Here is a 13387-nt window from a genome sequence, read left to right as displayed (position 1 = left end):
TGAAGTTCCAACGGACTGGGGCGATCCGCTAAGCTGGATCGCCCGCCAGCTCCGTTCTACCAATTTACGTTTCACTCGTTCGACCCCGCATCACCTTTATGGGATTCCTCAACGCCACGCTGTTATTCGGATTGCTTGCGGCAGCGATTCCGGTCGCCCTGCATCTGTTGGGCCGACGCGAACCTCAGCGGCTTGAATTTCCCGCCCTCCGCTTTCTCACCCAACGGATTGAAACCAATCGCCGTCGGATGCGCGTGCGGCACTGGTCGCTGTTGCTGTTGCGCGTACTGGCGCTGGCCGGGCTCGCCTTGGCACTGGCCCAACCGCACGTTCCGAGTGCTCGCGGCGGAACATGGCTTTCGGTCGGCATGATCGCCGTTCTGGGAATGGTCACCGCCGCAATGGCGGCTTGGGCATTTTCACAACAGAAATCGCTGCGTTTCGTTTTACCGTTGGCCATCGCTGCGCTCCTGCTGCTGCTCGGGGCGACCGTCTGGGGCACCGTGGTCGCGGCGACCGAGAAGGGACCGGTCGTCGACACGCAGCGTCCGTCGGCCATTGCGATCGTCGTCGACAACTCCGTGCGTATGACCTATCAGACCGATGGCGTGACGCGATTGGAGACCGCTCGACAGTGGGCGAACTGGATCGTCGATCACTATACCGAAACCAGCACGCTGGCAATTCTCGACCGCAGCGTCAAACCAACGATCGCTGCCATCGATCTTGCGGCGGCGCGGCGGGCGATCCGGCGGCTGGAACCGTTGCAAGTCCCGCAGCCTTTGGAACAGCAGATCGAAGCGGCTGCGGCACTGGTCGCCAGCAGCCCCTTCGAGCAACGGGCTGTCTATGTGATCACCGATCGCACGGCCGCCAGTTGGAATCCCGCCGCAACGCTTGCGTTGCCCGATGGCATCGACCTACATGTGATCGACGTGGGGGCCGACGACGTTCAGAACCGAATGCTGGGGGAGGTGCGGATCGCTTCGGAATCGATCGCTCGCGGGATCCCGGTGCCGGTGCAAACCCAAGTTGCGAGTCTCGGGGACTTTCCTGCTTCGGAAGTGACGGTGGAATTGCGGTTGTTCGATCGCGATCCGACGTTGCCCGTGATCCGAGATGGCAAAACCATTTTCCCCGCAGCCCAGGTGATCGATCGCCAACGGACGACGGTCTCCGATCCGTCTCGCAGCGATGTCGCGTTGGCATTGCCGCCGTTGGAACCGGGAGTGCATCATGCCGAGATCGCGTTGGGCACGGCCGATGCCCTGCCGATCGACAACATCCGGTATTTGACGATCGTCGTGAATCAACCACCCCAAGTGTTGTTGGTTGGTAACAATGCGAATGAGCGACGCGTGATTGAACAAGCGTTGGCGCTGCCGGGTGTCAGCGGCAGCGGCAGCGTCGATTACAAGGTCGACGGGATCGCAATGGCGGATTTGCTGCAAGCCAAGCTGACCGATTACCGCGTCATCGGTCTGCTCGATCCGCCACCGCTGTCGACTGCGCAACAGGATCTTTTGGGCTCGTGGGTTCAGCAAGGGGGAAAGCTGTTCGTCAGTTTAGGGCCCGCTTGGGAATCGCAGGAAGCTCCATCGGCGGACGGCGATCGATTGATTGGACGTGTCGTGCGGCAATGGCGCGTTCCCGATCCGGGGCACTGGATCGATACGCAGGGAAGTGGTCATCCGGCGCTTCGACCGTTTGCGACCGCTGCGGGAAATGTCCCTTGGCAACTGTATCCCATCCATCGCTACTGGCAGATCGATCGCCAGCAGGCCGATGTCGTGATCGCGCGATTCACCGATTCGGGGCATCCGGCGTTAATCGACCGCGCCGTGGGGGCGGGACGTCTGTTATTGTTCACCACGCCGCTACCGGGCATCGACGGGGCGGGGCGACGATGGAACGAATTGTTCAGCACCAGCGAAGAGTATTGGCCGGCGTTTTTGTTGGTCCGCGGTGCGTTTGATTATTTGGCCGATCGCGATCCGGGAACACTCAACGTTCGTGTTGGCCAACCCGTCGGTTTGAAGACGGTCGACGGCGCGCCGCAGCGTTATCAGTTGTTCGCCGCGGACGCACCTCCGGTGGTGGTGGAATCGAGCGGAAACCAAGTTGCCCCCGGACCGGCTGCCGTGGCGGGAAACTACTGGTTGCGAAGCGGGGGAGCGACGCTGGGCTACAGCGTCAACCTGCCTGCTGCGGAGACCGATCTGAAGCGGATCGACGTCGATCAATTGACGGCGATCTTGGGAGCCGACCGCTACCAATTGGTGACCGACCGTGGCCAGATCGATTGGTCGGCGACAACCGGCTCCAACACCCAACCCTTTTACGCCCAGATGATGCTGTTGGTCTGCGGGGTGTTTGTTTTGGAGCAGATCCTGTCGAATCGCTTCTACGCGTCGAAATAAGACGAATATCCCATCCTGCGATGCCACTCAGGGGGTAATTGGCGACTTTTTGCTTGGTTCGTTCAATCTTCGTGTCTAGCATGAATCGAATCCATCCGTTCTGCCAGGCATCGCTATGAAACCACTGAAGAAGCATCGTTCCCGTCGTCGCCGTCTGCTGTCGGGCGAATCGCTCGAATCGCGCGCACTTTTGGCAACCTTGGGGTTGGGGGTGGAATTCTATGAACCGGGCAACCTTACGCCGGTTAGTTCGTTAAAGGCTGGCGAAGTCTACGAAGCGCGGGTGAAGGTGGATGTTCCCGATTCGGCCTCCGGCGTGATCTCATTGCCACTCAACTATTCATGGGATCCCAAGGTCTTGACGCTCGAATCGCCCACGCTTCCTGCCGGGCCATTGTTCAACAATGATGTTCCCAATAGTTTGGTTGCAGAACGCTTCACGCTGCAACGCGCGATGCTCAGTTACAACGACGAGGCATTCAAATTCGATGCTAACAGCGATCCGGCAAACTTCGATTCGTTCTACAACCTGAGCGGTGTTCGCGGTGGCGCTTTGCCCAATGCAGGGCAAGGGGCCGCATTGTCATCGGGGGATAGTATCGAGTCCTTTTCGAGCATGTTGATGTTTCGCGTCAATTCGGATCTGAACGCCTTCGCTTCGACAACCTTCACGATCGCGCTGGATGGATCGATGGCGTTTGAGAATGGGGAGCCGTTGGATGCGGTGACAGGCATCTCGGGGGCTGTCGGTCTCGATCTTCCTTCCGCCTCCCAAAATCAAATCGTCCAAACGACGATTCCAATTGCGATCGGTGGCATTAAGCAGGAGATCGATGCAAACAACGCCAGCGGTCCTCCCGCGACGCCGGTCACGATGATACTGGACTTTGGCAACGACGGCGTCTTCGACGGACCTAACGACCAAACTGTCACGACCGCCGCCGACGGCAGTTACCAGTTTGTGCTCAATCCCGCTCCGGCCGGCAGTACGTATTCGATCCAAGAGATCTTGCCCAATGGTCGGATTCGGCTGGCACCCGCCAGTGGTGCGTTTAACTTTTCCGTCGATGCCGATGGAGTGATCACGCCCACCGATCCGGATGATCCTCCCTTGCCACCACTCGACTTTGTGAACCAAGTGGTCGTGATCGGCGGCACCAAGTTCCAAGACCTCAACGACATCGGAACGATTGGCGTCCGCGATGACACCGATCCGCCGATGGCTGGCGTGACGATCACGCTGGACATCAACAACGACGGTCCCACGACGCCCGACCAATCGGTCGTCACCGCTGCCGACGGCAGTTACCAATTTGTCGAGGTTCCCGCCGGAACGCACCGCGTTTACGAACCGAACGACAACGACCTAACCTTTCCCGCCGCTCGCAGCTATCTGGTCACCATCGGTGAGACAAGTGTTGTCGTCGATCCGAACGTGCTCCTGGATGAGCTTGATTTCGGCAATCGGGAGGGTGTGCAGATCACAGGCATCAAGCGTATCGACACCAACCGGAACGGCGCGATCGATCCCGGTGTCGACACACCGCAATCGGAAGTGGGAATTTTCTTGGACCTTCACAACGACGGATCGGTCGACGAGGTAGACAGCACCCGTGCGACGGGGCAATATCTGTTCCTGGATGTGCCGGTCGGAACCCACAGGATTTTCGAGAGTGTGCCTGACGGGTTCGAACAGGTGTTCCCTGCCACGTCGCACTTGGTGACGGTCCATCCGGACGGCAGCGTTACGTCACCAACAGGCTTTGATTTTTTGAACGCTGAAATCGAAGGACTCTCCAGCGTCGCTGGATACGTCTACACCGATAACGACCGCGATGGGCTGGTCGATGCCGATGAGATCGGTCTGCCGGGCGTTATGATTCGTTTGATCAGCAACACGCCTGGCGTGGCGACGCAGACGACCTTGACCGGTCCCGACGGATGGTACAACTTTGAGAATGTGACGCCGGGAACGTATAGCATCGAAGAAATCCAACCGTCTCGATTTGGAGATGCTTCGATTTCACTGGGGCAGGTTTTGCCGGGGACCGCCACGGTCGGAACCACAACGGGAATGAACCGGTTCGATGGCGTGACCATCGCCGCCGGCCAAAACGCTGTCAATTACAACTTTGGCGAAACGCTTCAGATCATTACCAAGCGAATGCTGTTGGCCCGTACCAACGTCCAGCAAGAGATCTACAACAATACGGGGATCGACACGACAACGGTTTCGGGAACCGTTGGGGAAGATGTCGTGCGGATCGAACAGACGAACACCCACTGGCGGGTCACCGTCAATGGAGAAGTGACGCTGGTGCCACTTTCGGAGATGTTGATCTTCGATGGATTAGCGGGGGATGATTCCGTGGAGGTGGTGGGCACCAGCAATGCGGAAGAGTTCCACGTTGGGCTGAATCAATTGGCGATGGTTACCGATCCGGACAGCGGAAATGGATTGTTGGTCGTGGGGGTCGAACGGATCACCGCCGACGGACGTCTGGGGGACGACTTGCTGGTCCTGGAAGGATCGACTGGTGTGGATCAATTCTCCGGCAGTGGCGACCTGGCGACGCTCGCCTATAGCAACGGATCATCCACCGTGCGTGGTCTGAGCTTCGATCGTGTTCGCGCCGTCAACGCGACAGGTTCGTCGACGAATCAAGCGACAACGGTGGCGACCGACTATGTGCTGCAGTTGGTCGGCGATTGGAACCGCTGATCCCTCCGTTCGCCAGGCAGTTGCCACCGTCGATACAAACGTGGCGACCTGTCGATCCGAATCGGCCGAGGATTCTTTTGCAACCGCGTCGAGAGGAGCGCGCCGATTAGGGTTGCTCTATGAGAGAGCCTAGTTTTTAATGGTGACAATGTTTCACGTATAGAAAATTGATGCTACGTGCCTTTGCCGCTTCCCTTTTTGTTCGAACATGGTTTTGCTAGGCGTCGGCCGTTTGGGTGCGAACGTGCCTGGATCACGGATTGTACGGCGAATGAACATCGGTTGGGACGGCTCCGGCTGAACAGCGGCTGCATTGATTGTGGCGGAGTTCCATTCCCTCTTTTGATTTGTGGCGATGACCGATCGTGATCCAGCCCTCGTTGCCCGCGCTCGTGACATACTTCGCAGGTCCCGTGGGCTCGAACCTTCGGCACGCGTTGTGATGATCGAACGGGAATGTTCCGGCGACAAGTCCTTGCATGATGAAGTCGGGGCGTTGTTGCGGACTGAGGGAAACGGCCTGCAAGCCGACAGCGGTACGGGGCCGGTGCCTCGGATCGCTGGTTCGATGCGAAGCCGCCTGTCGATCGTTTCGCCGACAGCGTCGCGTTCCCGAACGCGTTCGCAGATGTTGACGGCCGTTACGCGGACGATCGGCAATCAAGGACAGTCGGCACTGGCGATCGTGCTGGCGATGTTGATTCTTAGCGCTTTCATCGGATGGGCGTACATCAATGTTCGCGCTTCGCTGCGTTCGATCCGGGCGGATGAACTGAGGCTGCTGGTGGCGACCAGCGTCGCGGCGGTCGAAAGCTACATCGAATTGGAAAAGGCGAACGTCCACGCGTGGTCGGAAAAAGAACGCCTGCGCGAAGCCGTCTATCAATTGACCACCGATTCCAACGGAGACGCTCAGGCGGCGCGGGCCACGATCGATGAGGTGTTGGCCGGTATCATGGGGCACCAGCCGCAGTACTTGATTTTTGGAGAAACCAACCGCGTGCTTGCGGCATCATCGCAATACGAAAACGCGTTGGGACGACGTTCGGCAGCGGACGGTTCCGCCTTGATCACCGAGACGCTCAGCGGAAAAACGTTGATCCTGACACCGATTTTGCATGAAAACATGGTGGAGGGACATGCCGTCGATTTAATGCGTCCCGAAATGCCGATGATGCTGCCGATCTTTGCTCCCCACGATTCTCAGGAGATCATCGCTGCGATGTATCTGCGAGGGATCGGCATGGAAGATCGGTTCTTTGAACTGTTGCAAAGTGTTCGGGTCGGGCTGTCGGGCGAGACGTATGCGTTTGATCAAAAAGCCATCATGATTTCGGAGAGCCGGTTCAACGACACGTTGAGATCGATCGGGCTGATCGACGATCGCGACGATTCGTATTCGTGTTTGAGCGTTCAAATTCGCGACCCCGGTGGGGATCTAACCAGGGGCTATCGCTTGAACACGCCCGTGGCAGCGCAACCGTTGACCAAGATGGCAGCCTTTGCGACGGCTGGCGAGAACGATTTGGATCTCGACGGCTATCGCGACTACCGTGGCGTGACCGTGGTGGGGGCATGGCAATGGTTGCCGCAATACGGATTCGGCATCGCGACCGAAGTCGATTATGCGGAAACCTATGGGCCAATGAAAAACCTGAACCTCGCTTTTGCCGCGATCGGTGTACTGATATTGGGATCGATCGGATTCATCATCTATTCGGCTCGATATATGGCTCGGATGAGAAGACAGGCAAGCAACGTTCAAAATGTAGGGCCCTATGCATTGGGAAGACTGTTGGGCGAAGGGGGAATGGGGCAGGTCTATCTCGCGCAACATGCGCTGTTGAAACGACCGACTGCCGTCAAATTGTTGCACCCTGAGAATTTGAATGTTGAATCGATCGCGCGGTTTGAACGTGAAGTTCAATTGAGCAGCAAACTATCGCATCCCAACACGATCGAAGTTTACGATTACGGCCAGACCGCCGAAGGGATCTTTTATTACGCGATGGAATATCTGCAGGGGATCACGCTTTCAACTCTGATTCGCGATGAGGGGGAGCTTCCTGTCGCGCGGGTGATTTATTTTTTGGAATCGATCTGCAAGTCGCTTCGCGAAGCGCACGGATTGGGAATCGTTCACCGCGATATCAAGCCCCAAAATATCATGGTGTGCCAGCGAGGAGGAGAATCGGATGTGGTCAAGGTCCTCGATTTTGGTTTGGTCAAACCGATGCAGTCGAACGACCATGCCAAGATCACGCGAACGATGGGAGTCATCGGGACGCCGCTGTACATGGCACCCGAACGAATCCGCGAGCCCAGTTCGAACGATCCGCGATCGGACATCTATTCGTTGGGGGCTGTCGGTTTTAATCTGTTGACCGGTCACGACATCTTCAACGACGTCAGCGATTTCGATGTCTACTTTCACATTATCAATACGGTGCCACCGCGGGTTCGCGATTTGGCTCCGAACATACCTCCGGAGCTCGATCAGTTGATCGCAGAGTGTCTCGAGAAAGAGGTCGGCAAGCGACCCGAGAGTGTGGTTGCGATTCTTAACCGACTTCAAGCGCTCCCTGTGCAATGGACGACCGCGATGGCCGAAGCGTGGTGGCAGTCGGCCTACGCTCCAAAATCCTCCCCATGAAATCGAGCTCGCAGTGAAACTTCGGTCTACCCTGCGCCGTGCTGCCCGCTCAGGGGCCCTTCGAGTGGTTGGCCACGTTTGACCTGAGGTTGGGTGCATGAGGACGGTGGGTCGCCACGTTTTTTTGCATCCTGTGCATAGCGTTCGAGCACACATCCATCCGACCGGTGCTCACGGGCCTCCATTCACAGCTTTTTCCAAATGTTTGCCCATGGCATCGCTGGCACCGCGCAACCGTAAGGGCCGGGCGTTGCGCCGTAGGTTGCGATTGAGGTGGAGTATCGTTCGACATTTTGCGATGCCCCTATTGTAGTTGTGGCATTGATCCGCTGTTGGAACGGGAAGATTGAGTTGGGGGCCGCCAGGATTGGCACTCGACTTGCGACATGCATTGCGACAAGTCCTTTTCATCGAGCACGTCCCACTATTCTGGGGGCGGGCGATCGTTCCCAGGTTTGTTAACCTCTTTTCACAGGAATCGTCGAATGAAGTTCATCAGTCAAAAGAATCCAGATCGTTCAGGGTTCACACTCGTGGAATTGTTAGTTGTGATTGCGATCATCGGGATCTTGGTTGGTCTGCTGCTGCCCGCGGTGCAAGCGGCACGCGAAGCGGCTCGCCGAATGTCGTGTTCGAACAACATGAAACAGATCGGTTTGGCACTGCACAATTACCACGACACGCACCGCGTCTTTCCATATTCGGTGTCGGCCAGCGGGGCGGTCACATCCGGTTCCGCAATCCCAGCCGCAAACGGCGTGTTGAACCATCGTGGTTGGATGTTGTTGCTGCCATTTATCGAATTGCAGAACTTGCAAGACCAGATCGATATGAATTTGCCAACCGGTTCATATGACCGCAACAGCGTCGGTCTGGCGGGGCCTGCACCGGGGGCGTCAGGCAATGCCAACGACGTGGTCGTTAGTACGGTCGTCGACGCCTTCATGTGCCCATCGGATCCAAATCCCACGCACTACACGACGACATCCAGCAGTTCCTATTCGATCTCTCCCAGCACCACAAGTTTGATGGGAGCATACACGAACTACGACTTCAGCGTTCGCCGCACCTCGTCGACTGTAGAAAAATGGAGCCGCGATACGTTTGCGACCAAGCGGATGTTTGGTAACGATGAATCGTCGCGGATGCGCGACCTGACCGATGGAACCAGCAATACCGCCGCCGTCTGCGAGACCTTGCGAGCCACCATCGATGGCGTCTCGCAAACTTGGGGTTACGTCAAATGGGTCGGTCACGGCGTCGACCTCGCCTACTCCCGCGGCATCAACGACAACGAATGCTGTGGCTGGGACTCAACTCCCTACGCACGCGCTTCGCGTCCAAGCCAACTGGGCGAATGGTCGACCGTGGGCAGCACGCATCCCGGTGGAGCTCAAGTCACCTTCGGCGATGGATCGGTTCATTTCCTAAGCGAAACGACCGACCAAATCGTCTTGAACAACATCGCTTACGTTTCCGATGGCAATCCACTGAGTGAGTTCTAGTACCGCGAACAAAGTTGCGTTCCATGAACATGTCCGTTGTGTTCTGGTAACAACAAAACGAGAAGCCGGGTCTTTGTGCCCGGCTTTTTTGCTAGTTATATCGCCCCTTTTTTTTGCATGCGATGCTCAACGTGGGGGCACCCCAAACCGTGGGGCAAAAAAACTTGACACCTTCCAAGATCTATTGTGCCGCAGCCGCTTCTGGCTAAACCAACGCGCCCGCTTGTTAGTGCAACCTTATCCGGCAGCGTTCACGCCTAGCGTATTGTCTGTCCCCATAAGCAGCTTGCAAGATCTGGTTTCAGTTCGACGGCCATCGATTTCAACACTCTCTTCCCCACGCCGGTGAAGCGCAATGGCACATTGGTTGCTATTTCTTTCGAACGCTTACCGAATTCAAACGTTGCCGTCGTCGCACAGCAGCGTCCCCTCCGTCCTGCACAGGAGTCATCGATGCGTCAGAAGAAGAACACGAAGCCACAGGGTTTTACGTTGGTTGAATTATTAGTGGTAATCGCCATCATTGGTATTCTTGTCGGGCTGCTACTGCCTGCCGTCCAGGCTGCTCGCGAAGCCGCCCGGCGGATGTCTTGTTCCAACAATATGAAACAGATCGGGTTGGCGCTGCACAATTATCACGACACGCATCGCGTCTTCCCTTATTCGGTTTCGGCTAGTGGTGCGATCGCAACCGGTTCCGCGACGCCAGCTACCGGCGGGGTGTTGAATCATCGCGGGTGGATGTTGTTGCTTCCGTTCATCGAACTGCAAAACTTGCAGGATCAAATCGATATGAACCTGCCGACCGGTGGGCACAACAGTAACGGCAAGGGACTTGCCGGACCAGCTCCCGGAGCTGCGGGCAATGCCAACGATGTAGCCGTCAGCACGGTCGTCGAGGCCTTCATGTGCCCTTCGGATCCCAATCCCACCCACTACTCAACCGCCGGCAGCAGCCATTATTCGATTTCGGCTGGCACGACGTCGCTGTTGGGAGCCCTTACCAATTACGATTTCAATTGCGCGCGGACCTACTCTTCTGCCGAGAAGTGGAGCCGTACCACCTTTGAATCCCGCCGGATGTTTGGGCACGACGAATCGTCCAAGATGCGTGACCTGACCGATGGGACCAGCAACTCCGCCGCAGTCTGCGAGACCCTGCGTGCCACGATCGATGGCGAGTCCCAGGCCTGGGGATTTACAAAGTGGGTCGGCCATGGCGTGGGGCTCGATTACAGCCGCGGCATCAACGACACCGTGTGCTGTAGCTGGGATTCACCCCCCTATGCACGCGCGGCGCGCTCGAGCCAGTTAGGCAATTGGTCGACCGTCGGCAGCACCCATCCCGGCGGAGCGCAAATCACGTTTGCCGATGGATCGGTCCATTTCCTCAGCGATACCACCGACCTCGTCATACTGCAACGGCTCTCGTTCATCTCCGATGGCCAACCGGTCGGCGAGTTCTAATCGACCTGACAGTCAGCGTCGCCACACCCTCTCGCGGTTTCATCGCGGATCGGTAAACGTTCCGAGCCGGGCCTTTCCGCCCGGCTCTTTTCGTTTTAACGTCTCGCCTCATTTGTTTGCTCGATGTGCCAGTCTTCAGTGCAACGCCGCCTTGGGGTGGGAGGATCTTTTCGCAAAATCCCTCCAGTGAGAATTAAACAACCTCGTTTAGAGTGCCTTTGCCATCGTTTGGTTTACGGCAGGTGAATTCTCGGCAGCTTTCGCTAAGGACCGGTTCCGCACCTCAACCGCAAACCCATCGCTAGCTCCTTTCGGCACCACCACTACCCGCGGTTTCTTACTCCACTCATCAAGTGGGGATTTGGCATATCGGTTGCAATGTTTGTTCGAACGGCTATCGACTTTGAGCGTTCGCCAATATTGATCTGCAACGCCCCGTCCAATTTACAAAGGAATTATCAAAGTGAGTCAGAAGATGAAAACCAGACCGCTCGGTTTTACGTTGGTTGAATTGCTGGTTGTTATTGCGATCATCGGAATCCTGGTTGGTCTGCTTCTTCCCGCAGTCCAGGCTGCCCGCGAATCGGCTAGGCGGATGTCCTGTAGCAACAACATGAAGCAGTTGGGCTTGGCATTGCACAACTATCACGACACCCACAAATCGCTACCGTACTGGTCGTTCGGGAGTCATGCTCACAGCCACTACAGTGGTTTCATCGCGATCTTGCCATTCATTGAGCAGGGTGCGTTATATGATCAAATCACGTCAACGACCACGATCAATGGGACGGTCTATCCGCCCTATGACAAATACGGGATTAGTTCAGGCTATACGCCTTGGTACACAACGATTCCGGGATATCTATGCCCCTCCGACGCGCGAAGCGGCAATAAACAGGCAACAGAAACCGGACGCAATAATTACTGTTTCAGTCTTGCTGACTGGACGCCGTACTACAGCGACACATTCACGCGCAGTCCTTTTGGACGAATGAGAACATTCAACTTTTCCGCAATTACAGATGGGTTGAGCAACACGGTAGCCATGGGCGAAACTTGCATTGGCAACGGAGTGACTATCAATGGAGGACCCATGAAAGGTGGGTTTGTTCAATCGCATCCGTCCGTTGCCTCCAGTCCGACAGCGAACAATCCGATCAGCTGCATGGCCACCGTGGGGACGTATGGCATGTACACGGCCACCTCCAGTGCCCGAGGCAACGGAGGCAACTCCTGGTCGTTTGGGTTTACCGGTTGGACGGCGATCAACACGATCTTGCCGCCAAACGGTCCAAGTTGCGGTTATACAACCGACTCTGCGCATCGGATGATCGTGTCGCCGAGCAGCTATCACCCGGGTGGCGTGACGACTTTGATGTGTGATGGAGCGGTCACGTTTATCACCGATACCATTGATACTGGAGATCTCTCCAGTGGCAGCGTCGCTGCCGGTCCGTCGCCTTACGGCGTCTGGGGCGCTTTGGGCTCCAAGGACGGTGGCGAGATCGCGGAGTTGCCATAAAAACGTCGGATGCGATTTTGGACTTGAGATGGTGCGCAAGTTTTGCGCGACCACTAGTTTCATGGAACCAGAAGCGAGGTGGGGACTTCGCTTCTGGTTCTATTTTCCCGACAACTGTTAAAATGTGATGTAAGGATCGATTTGAGATGAAACAATTCGTTTGTTTACTGGTACTTGTCCCTGCCGGATTTCTGACTGGCTGCAGCCAGCCAGCGTCTGTCAATGGAGTCGTTCCGGTCACCGGCACAATACTCCACAAAGGACAGCCTGTCGCGGGAGCGACGGTCACTTTTGTACCCAACCTGGAAGGACGTGCTTGCAGCGGGGCAACCGACGAGAACGGACACTTTGAAGTGACAACACTGCAACCAGGTGATGGAGCAATACCAGGCAGATACAACGTCCTGGTCGCCAAGTCCGAAGTCGAGGGCGCTCTGTCCGAAGACGAAGCGTTGGAGTACATGAAAAAACATGGCAAGGAACCTACGATCACTGTCAAGGATTTGTTGCCGATCAAATACAAACGGAGAAGCTCATCGGACTTGATGGCTGAGGTCGGCGAGGGAGAAGAAAACGACTTCACGTTCGACTTGATCGACTGATATCGAGGAAGAACTTGGTTCTGAGCTGGCGACGTAGGACGAGAAAGTCCGGTGACTCGATAGCGTATGGAGACCTTCGAATTGCGTTGCAACATCACGTGATCTGTGGCTAGACCGGGGCGTTTTAATCTCCCCGGTGCTGGAGCATTTTCGCAACCAACTTCGAGCCCTTTCCCTTGCGAAGTACTGAGAAGGATTCCCCTCGATTTAACTGCATCTTCCTAAGAGCATTGGCGTGGGGGCACACTAAGCGACTGGTCGTGATCGCCACTATCGGAGTGCCACGACCAGCGGCGGCGATGGAGGACAGGCACAATTTGCGGGCAGGCAGGCCCCAACCACTCCCGTCTTTACAAGCTGTTCGCATGGAGCAGACTCGCAAAATTGGCAACACCTCAACGACCGAAGTGTCTTATGCAATGACCAGCGTTGGTCGAAATCCAGCTGCGGCCGATAACTTGTTGCGAGCAAGTCGGGGATACTGCGCCATCCAGAA

Annotated in this window: 7 protein-coding genes; all 7 read left to right on the top strand. The window is 56.6% G+C overall.

The annotated features are described in order from the left end of the window. Positions 1-98: 98 nt before the first annotated feature. Positions 99-2420 (top strand): BatA domain-containing protein, encoded by a 2322-nt coding sequence (locus Poly24_RS20040; RefSeq protein ID WP_145099697.1) that lies wholly within the window; start codon positions 99-101, stop codon positions 2418-2420. A 115-nt stretch (positions 2421-2535) separates the two neighbouring features. Continuing rightward, positions 2536-5142, top strand: coding sequence for an SdrD B-like domain-containing protein (locus Poly24_RS20035; RefSeq protein WP_145099694.1), 2607 nt, complete (start codon positions 2536-2538; stop codon positions 5140-5142). Positions 5143-5497: 355 nt separating this feature from the next. Next, positions 5498-7795 carry a serine/threonine-protein kinase gene (locus tag Poly24_RS20030; protein ID WP_145099691.1) on the top strand — a complete coding sequence of 766 codons (2298 nt, stop codon included), beginning with the start codon at positions 5498-5500 and terminating at the stop codon, positions 7793-7795. Positions 7796-8280: 485 nt separating this feature from the next. After that, positions 8281-9300, top strand: coding sequence for a DUF1559 domain-containing protein (locus Poly24_RS20025; RefSeq protein ID WP_197452604.1), 1020 nt, complete (start codon positions 8281-8283; stop codon positions 9298-9300). A 453-nt stretch (positions 9301-9753) separates the two neighbouring features. After that, the gene (locus Poly24_RS20020) at positions 9754-10767 is read left to right on the top strand and encodes a DUF1559 domain-containing protein (RefSeq protein WP_145099685.1); all 1014 of its coding nucleotides are present in this window, start codon (positions 9754-9756) and stop codon (positions 10765-10767) included. A 475-nt stretch (positions 10768-11242) separates the two neighbouring features. Then, positions 11243-12289: a DUF1559 domain-containing protein gene (locus Poly24_RS20015; protein ID WP_145099680.1), complete on the top strand. Its 1047-nt coding sequence runs from the start codon at positions 11243-11245 to the stop codon at positions 12287-12289. Between the two features lie 146 nt (positions 12290-12435). Next, a complete protein-coding gene (locus Poly24_RS20010) occupies positions 12436-12891 on the top strand; it encodes a carboxypeptidase-like regulatory domain-containing protein (RefSeq protein ID WP_145099677.1) in 456 nt (151 codons plus the stop codon). Positions 12892-13387 lie beyond the last annotated feature (496 nt).

The sequence above is a fragment of the Rosistilla carotiformis genome (assembly GCF_007753095.1).
Classification (GTDB): Bacteria; Planctomycetota; Planctomycetia; order Pirellulales; family Pirellulaceae; genus Rosistilla; species Rosistilla carotiformis.
The sequence above is the reverse complement of the archived record's forward strand: the minus strand, read 5'-3'. Positions and strand labels throughout refer to the sequence as shown.